Below are 16,728 nucleotides of genomic sequence, written 5' to 3' on the forward strand. Positions count from 1 at the left end.
TTCATTTCATATTTGATGAGTTTGCTGTTACGCTAGTGGAATCAGCCATTTGCTCTTGTAGTTGGCTTTTAACGGTTTTGAACTCGGTAGCCATTTGCTTTTGCTGCTCGTCGCTGAAGTTGTCTCTGATTATGGTGAATATATCTTTTTCTTCTTGATTTATGTGATTTCGCGTCGCAGTTCTTAACTGCTCAATTTTTGCTTTAAACTCAGATGAAGCTGGCTCTAAAGGCTTAATTTCATCTAACATCTCCATCACTTCATCGGTTTGCTCGTATATTTCCTGCGTGTGTTCGTAATACGGACGAATTGCCGGGTAGAGAACTTGTTCTTCCGCTGTACCGTGAACTTTTAGATCTTTGTAGAGTTGTCCAAAATACTCTGCAATTTTTTGAGGTTCGTCAGCACCTAAAATTTCCGCGAATAAGGTATCGGCTTTAGTATGATCCATGCGGAGGAGGTCGCGGATACTCATCTCATCATCGGTGCGCGTTATCACACTACCCGCCACGCCTGATAAGGCGGCGACAGCATCTTGAACCCGTCCCCACAATCCTTGGTATGGCTCTTGTCCTGTCAATTCGCGAACGCCTAGAACTTCCAGAACTCCTTTGAGTTGCTCTTGATGAGCGCGGTTTTCAAAGTTAACTGCATTTAAAGGAGCGATCGCAGCTTCAATATCAGCACCAACAACTTGAGCAGCTTTGTGAATTAGCAGCCCAGTCATCGTCTGCTTGTGCTTGAGCAATTCTTGCTCAAATACTTTTTCAAACAAAGTTAGCTCAGAGCCTTCCATGAGTTTCTCAACTTCCTCTACGAGCTTCTGGGTTGTTTCCTTAAGCTCGCTCGGGACACCGTACTGAACGATCGCAGTATCAATAACGCCCAGGTTTTTGCGATCGTCTGCGAGCATATCCTGTAAGCGCTTGCGAATCTCATCATCACTACAATCCTGAATGAATTTCTCCTCGTTACTAATGAGCAGATTTTGTAGCGCTTTCATATCTGCCAGTTTTGTGGCGATCGCAAGGCGCTTGGTGTCATCAATAGTCGATACCATTTTCATTGCTCCTTTACTGTTTGACTGGATATTGGAGACAGACTTTGCCTTAGATTTGAGAGAATTTCCAACATCAGCTCATCTCTCTCGCAGTGGATGTTGCTGCTTTTGGAAAACACGAGCGCAGTTGCGTCCGGCCATCCCGGAAATTCCTCGATCTGGATGAGTTCTCGCTCGGTTCAGAAATAGGTTATCAATTGGGGTTTTATAGTAGGCTACTTCCGACAAGGGGCGGAAGAATACCATCCCAAGGTGATATCTTGAGTTCCCGCTCAAACATTGCGGGCTTGCTAAAACCCAACTCCAGCGAGAAACTTACTCAACTCCTCGGTAAAAAATTCGGGACGCTCGACCTGGGGTAGGTGTCCGCAGTCGGGTATTAACGTGAGTTGTCCTTGCTTTAGGCGACTGACGGCATCTTGACCTTGCTGTTTTGGCAAAACCAGATCATCAGTACCCCAAACGACAAGAGTGGGCATCTGCAACTGCCCTAGAGAGTCGAGCAATACCTGGTGCTGTCCAAATACATTAAGCTGGGCACGCAGCGAGGACACGGTGGCTTTAAGAAAACCAGGCATTTGCGCCATTCGCACCTGTTCCTCCAGCCACACATCAGGAACCTTTGAGGGGTGGGCAAAAAGCAGCGATGTCCTTAACCAAGACCGCTGCTGCGCGCCAAGAGGCGTTTGGCACCAGCTAATTGCAGCCTCCGCGTACAAAGGCAAAGTTAACTGGGACAAAGCCGGACTGACCGCGTAACCTAGGCCGGAACTGGCTACCAGTACCAAAGCCGCCACTTGTTCGGGATGGGACAGCGCCAAGCGCAGGGAAACAAGCCCACCTAGCGAGTTGCCAACTAGCACCGCCCGCTCAATTCCAAGCGCGTCGAGAAAATCGACCAGGAACTGTTTGAAAAACTCTGGTGAATACTCGCGATTGGGCTTAGCACTCTCGCCAAAACCGGGAAAATCTGGCGCGTAGACCTGATGCTTAGCTGGCAGTTTGGGAAGCACCCAAGACCAATCAAGAGCGCTGGCACTATCTCCATGTAACAGCACTAACGGTAAGCCCTCATTACCCGCCGAAAAGTAGCGGGTGGTTAAACCGCTGACATTGATTCGCCGCTCTTCAATCGCTGTTTTCATGCTTGGCTCCAGTTTTATCTAAATGATGAAGTGTAATTATTGCTGATGGATATTCGAGCCTGTGCCGATCGCCATTGCCATCAAGTGTGATGAGCGCCGTTGACTCGGAGAACTTCGCCCGTGACATAGCTGCTGGCGATCGGCGAGAGTAGGAACGCAATTGCCCAAGCAACCTCTTCAGGCTTGCCAAAGCGACGCAGCGGAATCTCAGACACAATACGCTCTTTCACTTTGTCGGGAACCGACTTAACCATATCAGTCTCAATAAATCCCGGTGACACAGCGTTGACCCGTACCCCGTACCGAGCTGCCTCTCTAGCTAGGGACTTGGTTAAACCAATTACAGCCGCCTTGGATGCGGCGTAGTTAGTTTGACCGAGGTTGCCCCGCTCACCTGAAATCGAGCTGATGCAGACAACAGAGCCTTCTCCTTGCTCGTACATCTTCGGGATAACAGGCATCAGTGTGTTGTAGACTCCCTTTAAGTTTGTGTCGATTACCGCGTCCCAGTCTTCGATCGCTAGTTTGGGAAAGAAGTTGTCTCGGGTAATCCCAGCATTCGCCACAATCCCGTAAATCGGCCCGAGTTTTTGTTCAACTTGTTGTGCCGCTGCCTCCATTGATGCCTTGTCAGTCACATCGCCTTGGATTGCCAAAGCCCCATGCTCACCCTCACAACTGCTGCGGTAGGTGTAAGCTACCTGGGTTCCCAACTCCTGCAACAGATTGACGATCGCCGCTCCTATGCCTCGATTACCGCCTGTTACTAAAACGACTTTATCTTCCAGTCCCAAAGATTTCATAAGCCACTCTTCCACTGTATGAAGAAAAAAGGTGAGAGGAGAAAGGGAAAAGGAACAAGAAAAGAATTTTTCCCTTTTACTTTTCCCTTTTTCTTTATCAAAGCCGCTCAATTGCGATCGCAGTACCGCCGCCAGTGCCATGACACACAGATGCCAGCCCTAGCTGCCCATTCCGCTCCTGCAAGGCGTTGAGCAGCGTGACGATGATTCGCGCGCCAGAAGCCCCGATGGGATGCCCCAAAGCGATCGCTCCCCCATAGACGTTGAGCTTCTCGTAAGGAACGCCCAGCGTCCGGTTGAACAGCACGCTGCTTAAAGCGAACGCCTCATTGTTCTCGAACAGATCGAAATCGTAGATTCTCATCTTGAGCTTGTCTAAAAGCTTGTTGACTGCCAGGATCGGAACTTCGGGGAATCGCCAAGCTTCCCCACCTATCGACGCTCCTCCAATTACCCGTGCTATTGGCTTAAGGCCGTAGTGTTCCACCGCCGTTTTGCTTGCTAAGACTAGCGCTGCTGCTCCATCCGATATCTGACTGCTGTTGCCGGCGGTGAATACTCCATTTTCCCCAAAAGCAGGCTTGAGTTTGGCAAGGCTCTCTAACGTAGTTTCGGGGCGGATTCCCTCATCTTTATCGACGAATTGCGAACCTTTCTTCCCTTTGATCTCAATTGGTACAATCTCCTTCTTGAAGAAACCTTGCTCGGTTGCAATCGCTGCCCTAGCTTGTGAATAGAAGGCAACTTCGTCCAACTCAGGGCGCGTGATCTGGTAAGCTGCTGCCAGCCGTTCAGCTTGCTCTCCCATTGTTTCCGAGGTGGTGGCGTCGGTGAGTCCGTCGTGGAGCAAAATATCGGTGAGTTGCTCTGGCGAACCTAGCAGCAATTTGTACCCCCATCTGGCTCGGTGCGATAAGAAAAATCCAGTCTGAGACATAGCTTCCATGCCGCCAGCCAGTATGAGTTCGGCTTCTTGAGCGCGGATAGCTGTGACCGCGTTCATCACGCTCATCATTCCCGACGAACACACCATGTCTACGGCATACCCGTTCACGGTTTCCGGTATTCCGGCTTTGAAAGCTGCCTGACGGGGCAATAACTGTCCGTGCCCTGCCCTAAGTACGTTCCCAAAAATGTACAGGTCTAAAGCGTCACCCGATAGTCCGGCTTGCTCCAAAGCGGCTCGCATGGCGTGTGCCCCTAAATCCACTGCGGAAAAGTCCGTAAAGACACCTCCAAACCGACCGAGTGGCGTGCGTAATGCTGAGACAATATAGGCTTCTTGCATACATCCTCACTATCTTTTAATTCTCGCGTTATTAAGTGCTACCAAGTTCAAGCGGGATGCTTTTGGAAGCGGATTCGGTCAGTAGTATCAGGAAGTTTTCGTCATTTATCAAAGCTCAATCAAAAGTCAAAGACTTTGGGATTTGGGCTTTTAGATTTTGGATTGTTCCTCTCACTAAAGTTCCAGAGATGAATGGGGGAGCTTGCTGATTTGGGATTACAGATTTTGTGGATTACAAATTTCAGGATTTGGGGATTTTGGATAATCCACACGCCTGAATCAGGAAGCAACTTCTCCTCGCAATCGAAAATCAAAAATTGAAAATCGGCACAGCGATAAGTAGTTAAGCTTTCATGGGAATAACTCAACCTTATGGCGCCGACTGCATACGGGTTGAATTGTATTTTTGACAAGCTGTAAAGCCTATTAGGTATTGATTACAGCTTGCTTATCATACAAATCTTATTTACAAATGCACTTAAAAAACGTAGTTATTATCCATTGCACAATCTACAGGCTATAATTGATTATCAACTTGATTGTTTGCAGACAAGACAATCAGTATTTAATACCCCAATCAAAGGAAAAACATGATGGATTGGAATAGTAACACCGAACAGTACCTAAGACAGTTAAGCGAATTGCAGAGAGGCATTTTCACTAGCTGGGCATCAATGATGCCGAATATGCCAAGTTCCAATATGCCCAACGTCGGCGATACTGTGGCTAACAACCTGAAATTTCAGCAACAGGTGGTGACGAGTTCTCTGGAATTGCAGGCTATGGTGGCTCGTCTGTCAATCGAAACCCAGAAGCAATTTTGGGAAAGCTATTTCAAAATGCTTGGCAGGCCGTAAATTACAAAAGCCGACTGAGGATTAGAATCCCATCAGTTTAGCTAGAGAGTGATTTCTGACCTTTTATCGGGTAATTAGGAAACCATCGACTTGAGAAACCTGCTAGAAGGACTAACAAAGCTCTCTAAGATAACCTCTTGGGGAGCTTTTTAAAGATGAAACCGTTTTCACTAAGAAAAAAATTCTTATTCGTTTTCCCTATAAAAAGGTTTAATTCACTAAAAAGCCCTCTACTAAACTTTAATGCTGTTACTTTGTCTAAGGGTCTACCTAAAGAAAGGACTTATTAATATTAACCGAGTTCAAGTTTTTGTATACAAGAGCTTGAAATATAGCGCTTTATTTAAAGTACCTCTTAGGTAAGTGGTACGCATCAAACTGAATCCATAAAATGATGAGAAATCTATACACTCTGAGCGCAGGACGATCGCATCGTTGAATTGGGTTCCTATTGCGTATCCTATTCATTTTCGGTGAACCGCTTCGTGTATGGCTGATGTGACCGTTAACGCATACGTTATTATTATTGAGGATTGCGCTTTATGGACGCAAAACAACTGAGTGAGGAGCTGCGTAAAGGACAGAACCCTCACATGACCCGTCGGCGATGGATTATCGGCTTATCTATGCTTGGGGGTTCGATGGGACAAGCCGTCACACTCTACCAGACTGGCATCGTTAATCACCTACCAGATCCGCCGGGACAAAAGCTTTTCGATGCAGACCGCGTTGACGCTTCTAATTACGCTTACAACAAATTCAACTCACCCGACGGGCCAATAATGGTGGCTAATTATGCCCTCACTGCTTGGCTGGCTGCTGCTGGCGGTTTAGACCGCGCTAGGCGCAACCCTTTGTTACCAATTGCAATGGGTATCAAGCTCGTGTTGGACGGGGTGACCAATGTCGAGTTAGCTCGTGAAGAGTGGAGCGAGAACAAGGCGTTTTGTGAATACTGCCAAGTTGCGACGGTTTGCTCGATCGCGTCGATCGTACTCGCAGTGCCGGAGGTTCTTACTGCTGTTGGCACCCTGCTGGGACGCCGTGACCAGGACACCGAAGCACAGGGCAACACACGGTAATCGATACAACGGGGAAAAGTACGGGTTTTCTACAGCGGTGTTGGGCTTACAACAAATGTTAAGCCCGATCGAGAATGATTGCACATATTTTATGCAATTATTTTTGTTAAATGTTCCCTCTAGAATTAGTGGTAGAACGAGTCATGTCTAAGGATAGAACACCCACTAGAAACTGAATGATAGCCTTGTAGAGTAAAGTCAAAAACAGGTGCAAATTATGGCATCAGATACTCCTCCAGACACTCGGCAAGATGATGCAAAATACGACCCTCAAGATAATCCTGGAACCCAAACAAGTATACCGACCACAGAAGAGGGTGACACTCCAGTTGATGAGACATATCGCATGACAGGTCAACAATCCGGTACAGACGTTAATCCCGGTAGTGAACCGGAAGCTCCTGGAGCTGCCCCCAAAGTTGTTGGTAGTCCAAATCAAGGAACTGACTCGCGTTAAAAAGATTCTTGAAAATCGCGCAAGTTGGTGAGGGAGATGAACGGTAGCTCAGCAGATAACGCGGTCGAGACACTGCCTTATTTGCCACTAATGCCGAGCCAAAATCGGCTGTCAAACCGGATAACAACAAAGATCGATCAGATTATTTAACCGAGGATAACTAAACATGGTTACAACATTAGAGGATACAAAACGGGTTGCGATCGGCGAAAGATTGGCAGACTTGAAAGCCTTTCAAAATTTAATTATCTCGAACGATCAAAAGCTAATAGATGCCTGCCCTGATGAAGATGTTCGCAAGCGTCTCCAGAATATGCTTGAGGATGACCAGAAAAACCTGGGCATTATAGAGACAGTGATGGTTCAATACGGCATTCAAGCTGAACCTAGTGCTGCGACCAAGATATTTATTCCGCAGTTTGAGAAGATGATGTCAGGCGATGAGTTTACGTATTATCAGAAACTCATGCACCACGAACTCATCAAGCATGGTCAAGCCATGAGTGGAATCATTATTCACAAAGCGGCTCAGAAGGTTGGAGCTGATATTGAAGTGGCAATTGGGCCTTTGAATACCGTCAATTTTGAGGGTCGCGCTCACCAAGAACAACTCAAAGGAATGCTCGAACTCGTGGGTGTCCGCGAAATGACTGGTAAAGACGCTGACCAGGGACTCTGGGCACGGGTGCAAGATGGAGTGGCTGCATTGTCGGGTGTAGTTGGCAGCATAGCCACCCAAAACACTGACAAACAAGATATGAACATCCAGACCCTCATCCGGCTGGATCATAACAAGGTGAATACCATCTTCACCGAAATCGGAGCTACTAAAGACCCTCAAAAGCTTCAAGAGTATTTCGGGCAAATCTATAAAGATTTGTTGGTACACGCTCAAGCTGAAGAAGAAGTCGTCTATCCGAAAGTTCGATCGTTCTACGGCGATGACAACACTCAAGAGCTGTACGACGAGCAAGCGCAAATGAAGCAGATGCTCGATGAAATTAAGGCTATTGACCCCACTAATGCCGACGAGTTTAGATCGAAAATTAAAGACCTGATGGATGTGGTTGGCGACCACATTCGCCAAGAAGAATTCACCATGTTCTCGGCGATTGACGACAATTGCAGCGACGAGCAAAAAGAGCAAATGGCAACCGAATTCAAAGCTGCCAAGAGCAAGATTCAACAAGAAATGGCAGCCTAATTGCAATAACAGCCAACCCTCTCCTTACAAGATAAAGCATTGCCCGGTAAGTGGCTGCATGGCTTTTATTGAGAGGGGAGCTGATTGTGCAATAAGAAAATAGCTTTTTAGCTCCCACACTTTAGCAGGTCGCGATCGCCATAAGAGCCGCTTCTAAACAGAAGTTCTCCTTTGAGGGCAACTTCTGTTTAGACGAAAAAACTGTGGCTAACAACTTAAAGCGGGACAAGAAGAGGTAGATAGGTAGTGCTAATTTGATCCGTAAATTTTTACCCCACCCCAGCCCTCCCCTTGGTAAGGGGAGGGAGTAAGAAATTCACAAATGATTTAGGATTGCTATATTAGGCACAGAATTAGCTCAAATATCACAACCTCTTAGTCAGACAAGAGGAGAATGTTAGGGTTTTAGTATAGTAATCCTAAATGAGTAGTAAATTTTTTACCCCACCCCAAACATCCCCTTACTAAGGGGAGGGAGTAAGAAATTCATAAATGATTTAGGATTGCTAAATCAGGTTCAGGTAATAAGGTAGACTGCGCTTCACAATACATCAGCATTTGAGTTTTAACCATGAATTTATATATAAATAATCAGACTCCTCTGATTCTTTTTGCAGTTGGCGTGGGCGCTTTGTTCGTCGCGCTTTGGGTGGTGCGATCGTGGCGCGAACGTCAATACGATCTCACAGGCAAAACGGTGCTGCTTACGGGTGGTTCTCGGGGACTTGGTTTGGTTATGGCGCGTCAGTTGGTGCAGGAAGGAGCGCGTTTGGCAATTTGTGCTCGCGATCGCGCTGAGCTCGAAAGGGCGCGTGTCGAGCTGGATCAGGGCGGTGGAGAGGTGCTGGCTGTTCCCTATGATGTGACCGATCGCTCCCAGGTTGACCAGATGGTGCAGCAAGTGCGCGATCGCTTCGGTCAGATCGACATCCTCATCAACAACGCAGGCACCGACCTTGTGGGGCCAATGGACGTATTGACGATGGAGGACTACGACGACTTGATGAAGCTGCATTTCTGGGCACCGCTATACACTACTTATGCGGTTTTCCCGGAAATGCGTCAACGACAGGCTGGACGCATCGTTAATATCTCTTCGATCGGCGGCAAGGTAGTTTCCCCGCATATGTTGGCGTATTGCGCCAGCAAATTTGCCTTAACCGGTTTCTCTGAAGGGATGCGGACAGAACTGGCAAAGGACGGGATTGCTGTCACAACAGTATGTCCGGGTTTCATCCGCACAGGCGTAATAGACCACGCTATGTTCAAAGGTCAGCACCGCAAGGAGTTTACCTGGTTCAGCATTGGTGATTCCTTGCCCTTGATCTCGACGAGTGCCGAAAAGGTTGCTCGTGAGACGATTGCTGGATTTCGACGGGGTGATGCAGAGGTAATTGTGCCACTTTGGACTTGGTTTAGTGCCAGACTCTATGCTCTTTTTCCAGGGCTTTCTACTACTGCGATCGGTTGGTTTAATCGGTTGTTACCTGGAACAGGTGGCATTGGTACTGAACGCGCTTTTGGAAAAGACAGCCACTCATCTTTATCGCCTTCGCTGTTAACTTTTTTGAGTGACAAAGCGGCACGGCAAAACAATGAGATGGGGAGCGAGAAGGCAAATGGTGCGGGAGCAGATAAAGGTTGAAACTGGCTCGCATGGACACGTAGAAGTACAACTCTCCGCTAAAGAGGTTCAGTCCTCTGGAATCACGGCACAAATGCCATCGCCTGAACCAGCGATTTCAGTGATGTCGCGCCCAATAATCCCTGTTCCACCGAATACTGCCAGCTTCTGCATCGCTTTGACTGCCTATTTTCGCGATCGTCACTATCAACAGTATTAGATGAAGTTCATTGTTCCTCTATCTGTGTGTAGAGTTAGAAGGATTTTGCTTTTGTATCTGGACTAACGTAAAAATGCACGTAAGCTTTCAAGTTCATCATATTTTAGACAATTAGCAAATTTTTTGATACCAAACGCACTTGGGTGAGGAAGGAAAGTAATCAGCTTTTCTCGGTCGCCAATCGCTATCGGTCCGAACAGAGAAACATCTTTAGGGATATTGAACTCATATTGCATTGCCTCTCTTGCCGACACTCCCAGTACTACAACAACCCGTGCTGATGAGATTTCCAAGACTTTTTTCAAGTAACTCTGAACGCACTGATTCTGCGCTTTTTTTACACCAATTTCACTCACTGACTTACAATGCACTATTTCGGTAATTGCATAATCACTTCCTGGAGTGACATTACGCTGAAACAGCTCAATAGCCCTTTTTTGAACCGCACTCCAAAAGTTAACACTACCACCATACGTTCCATCTTTTTGTAGTGATTTTCTGCCATCTAAAATCCATACCTTGCGTCCACCACCAAAGCGATTATTGAAGAAGTCATCAATGGCATCATCTGACCATGACCAACGTGGATACTCTTCAACTGAGCTAATGGACGGATTGGAGCTTAGAAATAAAATAGGAGCTTGTTCTATACGTCCACTCCACGGTTCAGGTACTTGGTATTCGTTCAGGCTAGAAGATGACTGGGAAAAAACAATCTCACGACATGGATGCTCAACCGACGGATTTTGAATACAAAAATTTACGTGAGGACAGTGAGCAATCTTATTTAACAATGTTGTCATAAATTCACTAAAAAAATATTTTTAATTTTTCCATCTTTGAACGGTTAAAATAGCAACCCTTTTCTCTCAATGGGACGTGTAGCTACATTCCAAAACTCAACCCAATTTTGAGAGGTGACTTGTAGCTGATGCCCATCACCACGTAACTGCCGAATAGCCGCCCTGATAACCGAATGAAGTGGGTGAGAGCGATCAACAAACCGTAACAGCACATTGGTATCTACCAGGTATATCACAACTAGGGATGCTCCTCGTAGATTCCAGCACGACTGATAGCATAGTCGGATAGTACTGGTATGCTTGACTCGATAGAAATCTCGGACTCGTCAGCCACCCGATCTGCGATCGCATAACGCCTCAACTCAACCATGTACCTCACACCTCCTAAATTGCCAATACTCAGTTCTAGTGTGTCTCAAGCAAGATGTTGTAAACGTTTCCTTGCGTTTGAATTTGCTTATAGCTATCTGCACTTAAGCAATAGCTGCAAAACAAGGAGAACAGATGTCACAAAGTACGTCAAACTCAGAAATGGTATACCGAACTCTTGGCAGCACAGGAGAGAGGGTTTCTGTGATCGGATTGGGTGGTTGGCACATCGGATTGAAGTATGTTGATGAGCAACTGGGTATCCGGATTGTTCGGACTGCGATCGACCGTGGCATCACTTTTATGGATAACAGTTGGGATTACAACGGTGGAGTCAGCGATATTCGCATGGGGAAAGCTCTGCGCGATGGCTACCGAGACAAAGTATTCCTGATGACGAAAATTGACGGTCGCTCGAAGAAAGAAGCCGCAAGACAGCTAGACGAATCACTGCAACGGCTGCAAGTTGATTGCATCGATCTCGTCCAGCACCACGAAATCCTCCGGTTCGAGGACCCGCATCGAGTTTTCGATCCAGAAGGGGCAAATGCCGCCTTAATGGAGGCGCGGGAAGCTGGCAAACTCCGATATATTGGCTTCACCGGACACAAAGACCCCCAGATTCATCTGCATATGCTGGAAGTTGCAGCCAGTTATGGGTTTAAGTTTGATGCGGCTCAGTTGCCGCTGAATGTGATGGATGCACACTACCGAAGCTTTGCGAAGCTAGTTGTGCCAGAACTGGTTAAACAGGACATCGGCATTCTTGGCATGAAAAGCATGGCAAACGGGATTTTGTTACGGTCAAATACGGTAACGGCAATTGAGTGTCTGCACTATGCGCTGAATCTACCTACATCGGTTGTGATTACCGGAATTGACAGCATGGAGATTCTCGATCAAGCGTTTGAGGCGGTGCGGACGTTCCAGCCAATGAATGACAAGCAGGTGCGATCGCTTTTAGCAAAAACGGCAGAAGCCGCATCACGCGGCGAGTTTGAGCCATTCAAAACTTCATCAATTTTCGACAGCACTGCTCAGAATCTAGATTGGCTGGGAGAGGAGCCACAGCGCATTCAGCAACTGATGCGAACGTAATCGAGAGACGTTGAGCAACTGTTGCTCAACCTTTTGTGTTCATTGAGAATTGACAAATTTAGATTGTACGAGAATACCCTGCTACGCCGTGAACCAGTCTAGTGCCGAGTCCACGATCGCAGGGGGAATTGTGTGGGGGCCGTCGAACTCCCGATAAACCACATCGTAGCCAGCACCCCGCACCTGTCGCACTATCTGACGGCTACAAGGATCGATCGGTAAAACAGAGTCTTGCGTGCCGTGCGAGATGAACAGACGCGGTTCGCCAACCTGTGAAGCTGGTGCCATAAACCCCGGCGAGAACGCTATGACATGGCTGAACAAGTCGCCGTTCGTGATGCCGACACTTAGGGCATAGGAAGCCCCGTCCGAGAAGCCCTCGATCGCAATGCGGGTAGGGTCTACAGCGTAGCGGCTGAACGTCTGCGCCAGCGCCTGGTCAATCAAGGCGACATCGGGGCCGTACCCACCGACGAGCACATCCCACGTCTGGCGGCGCGAGGCAGGTGCCAGCAGAATGAGTCCAGTGGCATCGGCGAGGTTTTGGAAGGGAGTCAGACCGCCGCGTGCGTCGCCACCTGCGCCGTGCAGCATCACCACAAGTGGTGCGGGTCGGGAAGCTTGGTAATTTTTAGGCACGTAGAGGAGTCCGTCGCGCTTGGTGGAAAGTCCCAACGGTTGCAGACCGCTTGGTGCCGTTTCCGTAGGCTGCGTTGGTCGTGCTAGCAGGCGTCCGTTTACAGATGCCCGATCCTGATTCTGTGGTTTGTCTGTTCTCATTGATGTAATTCTCTCCATAGAATTGGTGGTACAGGCCGATCCAATCGCCCCAGTGATGCCTACCAAAAACATTCCAAGTAGGTGCCTTCGCCTTAATTGCGAAGCGATGTCGATTTTCTGCTTCAGCATGATGCCCTCGCTTCTCCTGTTTTGAAAAGCGAATTTTTCTCCCCGCGCCAATGAGAGCAAATGACATCTTGCAGTAGATAAGCAAACTGTTCTCGATTAGCCATAGTGAGCCTTCCTTGTAAGGTGAAAAAGGAAAGTGCTTTCGGTGGTATGCAAGAACGCAAGAAAGTGCGATCGCAAGCCGATCTGAAAATATGAAAAGAAATAACTGTAGGTTGATAAGCTTTCAGGTAATCGGCTCTTCTAACCTAGAGGCGATTTTTTTGATATTCATAAGTCGCTTGATAGGGTATCTAAATTTGCTTCTTCAGGCGATTAAGAATTTCAAAAAAACTCTCCCGTGGCGGTAGCAAATCGCCTACAAACTGGAAGTCTCGATGCTCCACAAACCAAGCCCACCTGTCCGGACTCAATCATCGGGTCTGGGTCGGCAGCCTTTGTTGAATAAAAGCGAAGCAACTTCTGCCCCCCTTTTTCATATTGGCGAAGCCTGCGCGTTAGCGATAGCGCATAAGGGGATAAGGGGGGTTGGCGTAGCCACGATTTCCTTTTCTCCTAGTATTTTGCAGTCCAGATAATGAGTCGGAAATGTTATTAAAAGTTAGATAGCGATGGCTCTTGCCTCTATCAAACAAGATTAACAGCTAGTGCTTTTTACAACGTCCTTCTCAGGTAAGAGCGTAAAGCAAAGGCGACTGTATTCATTTTTTCAAAGTGATTTCATAATAGCTTTTGTCATCGTCGTTAATCTTCACAGCAATCCAGAACCCGCTAGCGATGCTCAAGGAATGCTACCCGGTATTGACGCTATTAAACTTCCAATCGATTCTGAAGCCAATCATCAAGAGTAAGAGTTCGGGATTGCCTCCCCTATATTCTCGGTAAACAAGGATACTTTCTAGGAACCAATATTATTAACAGTTGAGTCTTACAAATCCAATCTTTAGATATAGATATAAATTAAGTCTAATGGTAGACCATACCAGCAAATTTACCCGATAACATGAAATCGAAACAGCATCATTGAGAACTACTCACTATGAAGAATTCAACGAATTCAACAATCAATACTGATCGAGTCCCTACGGTCACTCCGGCTTACAACGGTGTCGATCGCAATGCCTGGATTTTTGGTTGGAACCCGCAGCAAGAGCTATGGAACGGTCGTCTAGCAATGCTTGGTTTTGTCGCCTATCTTCTTTGGGATATGGCTGGTTATAGCGTTCTTCGGGATGTACTCCACCTCGCTCGCTAGGAGTTCAATTGTCAGTTACAAGCTGTTTGTGTTTCTCTAACAGCAGTAAAACACTTGTTTAGTCCACACCAAAAATTTTTGAAAATCAAAATACTGCCATGAAAACATCAACATCTTCAAGTTCCTCAATTAGTTACGGTGCTCTGATTTTAGGTCTCCTTTTCTTGTTACTTGGCTTGGCTGGCTTTCTGCCTGCTTTTGTCGTTCCCTCTGAGAACTTTACCTCCGGACCTGGCTTTGGCTATATATTCGGCGTATTCCCCACCAACTATTTTCATAATGCAATTGGCATTTTAGTGGGTGTTTGGGGAATTGCTGCATTTACTAGCTTAAGCGGGTCAATTGTGTTCAATCGCATCTTCGCTATCCTTTATGCAGCAGGTGCAATTTTAGGATTGCTGCCATTTGCGAATACCTTGTTCGGGCTGACACCACTTTTTGGAAATAATATCTGGCTCAATGCCATTACTGCTGCGTTCGCTTTTTACTGCGGATTTGTGAAGTCAGCAGAAATCACTACGCAGAGTTCATCGAGTGCTCAAGCTAGTGTGTAACTAGAATACTTTCTGGAAGTAGCGAAAGTGTTCTAATGTTGACTGCTGGATAATTATTTCTTCGGCACTCTTTGGCACTGATTATATGATGCAGAAGTAGTCTCACAAGGACTACTTCTTTTGCACTGGTTTCAGTTGTCTATACCTCGAAAAAAATGAGCGAACCGTGAGCGATTCAGTTTAAGTTGAGAGTACCTCTCGACACGTTGTCGGTGTCTAACCGATTCAGTATTTGATGGGCGACCATCACCCGCGCATCGATCGGGTAGTTCTTATTCGCCAAGAGGACGATTCCGAATGCCTTCTGCGGGATGAACGCGACGTAGGCAGCGAAACCGTTCGTCGAACCAGTCTTGTTGATCAGAACGTTGTCCCTCGGCGGCGACGGAGGATCGATCTCGATCGCCGGATTGGCCTGGTAGCTTATCTTTACCGAGTTCCCGGCAAGCAGGTCCTTCAAGGCGACCGGATAGGAATACTGCTCCCAGATCAGATCCTGCGTCATCTCGCCGATCCTGAAGTATCCGGTGTGCGTGGCGGCGATCGCACGTTGCAGCTTTTCATTAAGGTTGAGCATCCCCATGTTCGCCTTGATGAAGTGGATCGTGTCGTCGGCTGTAGTCCTGATACCGTAGGCTTCCGACGCGAGAACTCCGGGCATCATCCTAATCGGTTCGTCATTTTTTGTGTAGCCTTGTGCATAGTTTTGGCTCTCCGAAGAGGGAACGTCGAGATAGGTGCGGTTCATTCCCAGGGCGGGAAAAAGCTTACCTTGCATGAGGGCGACGAAATCCTCGTTCATGCTCCTCGCTGCGATCGTGCCGAGCATCCCGATGCTCAGATTGGAGTAAGTCCGATACGTCCCTGGAGCGTAGGTCGGTTTCCAGTTCCTGAAATACTCCATCAGTTGGTCGTTGTTCGTAATTTCGTCAGGAACCTGCAACGGGAGACCACCCGACGTATGCGTCCCAAGGTTTAGCAGACTCACCCGATCGAAGTTGCTGCCTTGCAAGGAAGAGAGGTACTTGCTCGCACTGTCGGACAACGAGAGATCGCCGTTGGCTTGCGCGTAGGAAGCAAGCGTAGCGGTGAACGTCTTGCTAATCGACCCGATCTCGAAAAGCGTGTCGCCAGTAACGGGCTTCCGAGTCTCCTTGGAGACCACGCCGTAGTCGAAGACGTAGTGCCCACCCCTCGTGACGATCCCCACCGCCATCCCAGGGATGCGGTATTGCAACATCACTGGCCGGATTACTTCATCCACGGCGCTCTTGATGTTGTTGCCATCATCATCGACCGCGTAGCTGACATTTACCGCCACGCATATGGAAACGAGCATTGCAGCAAGGAAACTCAAAACTCTGGAATTCATGCTTTTGGGGTCTCCTGTAGTTCCACCGCTCTGTTGACGATCGTACTCCGGCTTATGCGCGAACGGCTTCATGACTCAATGAACACAGTAGGCTCGCTCGTAATATCATTCAGCTATCGGCAAGTAGCTGAGTCAATAAGTGTTAATTGCACAGAACAGAATACCATAACGGCGGGTTGGGCTGCAAAAAAAATGGTGGTGTTAACGCTCTGTTGTTAAGTAAATTGCTACACCAAACTCATATCGATTAATAAATAATCGCATTCCCCGAGCGTGCATCTCTTCTGTCTGGGAAAAGCAGATAGTTTTTCTCTACAACCTTTTGATTATTGTCCTCAAATTTAAGTGCTTTCTTTCAAATTTTTGTGTCTTTCGTTTACCGATTTCATGCTTGTATTGTGATAAGGAGCGCTCGTAGCTGCCAGAATCATCCGTGCAATACTTCTAAATTCCCAATGGTTCAAGCAGTTTCTTTAAATGGCAAAAAACTTCAGAAGCTGTTTCTAAAGAAAAGCTAAAAGCAACGTTATAGAGCTTCGATTGCAGGTGATGGCGGTTGTTTAAAGATTGTTTGTCGGTCTTTAAGTCGCAGTCGTTTGAAGCAGCGGTAAGCGGAGTGTGTTTGTGC

The 16,728-nt window shown here is 47.3% G+C and carries 17 protein-coding genes and 1 pseudogene; 8 read left to right on the plus strand and 10 right to left on the minus strand.

The annotated features are described in order from the left end of the window. Position 1: 1 nt before the first annotated feature. From QUA20_RS08590 to phaA, 4 genes are all read right to left on the minus strand, one after another. Positions 2 to 1,060, minus strand: a complete 1,059-nt coding sequence (locus tag QUA20_RS08590) for a hemerythrin domain-containing protein (RefSeq protein WP_333187661.1) — start codon at positions 1,058 to 1,060, stop codon at positions 2 to 4. A gap of 290 nt (positions 1,061 to 1,350) precedes the next feature. Then, positions 1,351 to 2,205: an alpha/beta fold hydrolase gene (locus QUA20_RS08595; protein ID WP_333187664.1), complete on the minus strand. Its 855-nt coding sequence runs from the start codon at positions 2,203 to 2,205 to the stop codon at positions 1,351 to 1,353. A gap of 80 nt (positions 2,206 to 2,285) precedes the next feature. Then, on the minus strand, positions 2,286 to 3,008 hold the full coding sequence (gene phaB, locus QUA20_RS08600; protein WP_333187667.1) for an acetoacetyl-CoA reductase PhaB: 723 nt from the start codon (positions 3,006 to 3,008) through the stop codon (positions 2,286 to 2,288). 97 nt (positions 3,009 to 3,105) lie between these two features. Then, positions 3,106 to 4,296 (minus strand): acetyl-CoA acetyltransferase PhaA, encoded by a 1,191-nt coding sequence (gene phaA, locus QUA20_RS08605; protein WP_333187669.1) that lies wholly within the window; start codon positions 4,294 to 4,296, stop codon positions 3,106 to 3,108. Between the two features lie 590 nt (positions 4,297 to 4,886). Here phaA and QUA20_RS08610 point away from each other — a divergent pair. The 5 genes from QUA20_RS08610 (at position 4,887) to QUA20_RS08630 (ending at position 9,541) form a co-directional block, all read left to right on the plus strand. After that, the gene (locus tag QUA20_RS08610) at positions 4,887 to 5,153 is read left to right on the plus strand and encodes a hypothetical protein (protein WP_333187672.1); all 267 of its coding nucleotides are present in this window, start codon (positions 4,887 to 4,889) and stop codon (positions 5,151 to 5,153) included. Positions 5,154 to 5,746: 593 nt separating this feature from the next. Further along, entirely contained in the window at positions 5,747 to 6,235 is a 489-nt protein-coding gene (locus tag QUA20_RS08615) for a vitamin K epoxide reductase family protein (RefSeq protein ID WP_333187675.1), read from the plus strand. A gap of 217 nt (positions 6,236 to 6,452) precedes the next feature. Continuing rightward, positions 6,453 to 6,692, plus strand: coding sequence for a hypothetical protein (locus tag QUA20_RS08620; RefSeq protein ID WP_333187678.1), 240 nt, complete (start codon positions 6,453 to 6,455; stop codon positions 6,690 to 6,692). Positions 6,693 to 6,858: 166 nt separating this feature from the next. Then, positions 6,859 to 7,896 (plus strand): hemerythrin domain-containing protein, encoded by a 1,038-nt coding sequence (locus tag QUA20_RS08625; protein ID WP_333187681.1) that lies wholly within the window; start codon positions 6,859 to 6,861, stop codon positions 7,894 to 7,896. Positions 7,897 to 8,467: 571 nt separating this feature from the next. Beyond that, the gene (locus QUA20_RS08630) at positions 8,468 to 9,541 is read left to right on the plus strand and encodes an SDR family NAD(P)-dependent oxidoreductase (protein WP_333187683.1); all 1,074 of its coding nucleotides are present in this window, start codon (positions 8,468 to 8,470) and stop codon (positions 9,539 to 9,541) included. Positions 9,542 to 9,802: 261 nt separating this feature from the next. Here QUA20_RS08630 and QUA20_RS08635 read toward each other — a convergent pair whose 3' ends face one another. Beyond that, entirely contained in the window at positions 9,803 to 10,543 is a 741-nt protein-coding gene (locus QUA20_RS08635) for a uracil-DNA glycosylase family protein (protein WP_333187686.1), read from the minus strand. A gap of 44 nt (positions 10,544 to 10,587) precedes the next feature. Then, positions 10,588 to 10,779: a type II toxin-antitoxin system VapC family toxin gene (locus QUA20_RS31950; RefSeq protein WP_445304655.1), complete on the minus strand. Its 192-nt coding sequence runs from the start codon at positions 10,777 to 10,779 to the stop codon at positions 10,588 to 10,590. Between the two features lie 268 nt (positions 10,780 to 11,047). Between QUA20_RS31950 and QUA20_RS08640 the strand changes: the two genes are divergently transcribed. Beyond that, on the plus strand, positions 11,048 to 12,010 hold the full coding sequence (locus tag QUA20_RS08640; RefSeq protein WP_333187688.1) for an aldo/keto reductase: 963 nt from the start codon (positions 11,048 to 11,050) through the stop codon (positions 12,008 to 12,010). Positions 12,011 to 12,091: 81 nt separating this feature from the next. Here the strand turns inward: QUA20_RS08640 and QUA20_RS08645 are convergent, their stop codons facing one another. Next, positions 12,092 to 12,604: a hypothetical protein gene (locus tag QUA20_RS08645; protein WP_333187690.1), complete on the minus strand. Its 513-nt coding sequence runs from the start codon at positions 12,602 to 12,604 to the stop codon at positions 12,092 to 12,094. Positions 12,605 to 12,641: 37 nt separating this feature from the next. Continuing rightward, positions 12,642 to 12,986, minus strand: a complete 345-nt coding sequence (locus tag QUA20_RS08650; RefSeq protein ID WP_333187693.1) for a hypothetical protein — start codon at positions 12,984 to 12,986, stop codon at positions 12,642 to 12,644. A 972-nt stretch (positions 12,987 to 13,958) separates the two neighbouring features. Between QUA20_RS08650 and QUA20_RS08655 the strand changes: the two genes are divergently transcribed. Then, a complete protein-coding gene (locus QUA20_RS08655; protein ID WP_333187696.1) occupies positions 13,959 to 14,174 on the plus strand; it encodes a chlorophyll a/b-binding protein in 216 nt (71 codons plus the stop codon). Positions 14,175 to 14,272: 98 nt separating this feature from the next. Next, a complete protein-coding gene (locus QUA20_RS08660; RefSeq protein ID WP_333187698.1) occupies positions 14,273 to 14,728 on the plus strand; it encodes a DUF4383 domain-containing protein in 456 nt (151 codons plus the stop codon). 175 nt (positions 14,729 to 14,903) lie between these two features. On the opposite strand, the gene ampC is transcribed toward QUA20_RS08660, so the two are convergent. Both ampC and QUA20_RS31955 read right to left on the minus strand, forming a co-directional pair. Then, a complete protein-coding gene (gene ampC / locus QUA20_RS08665; RefSeq protein ID WP_333187700.1) occupies positions 14,904 to 16,100 on the minus strand; it encodes a class C beta-lactamase in 1,197 nt (398 codons plus the stop codon). Between the two features lie 312 nt (positions 16,101 to 16,412). Beyond that, a pseudogene (locus QUA20_RS31955) lies at positions 16,413 to 16,529 on the minus strand (IS1 family transposase); the annotation flags it as partial. Positions 16,530 to 16,728 lie beyond the last annotated feature (199 nt).

The organism is Microcoleus sp. Pol7_A1 (assembly GCF_036701085.1).
GTDB lineage: Bacteria > Cyanobacteriota > Cyanobacteriia > Cyanobacteriales > Microcoleaceae > Microcoleus > Microcoleus asticus.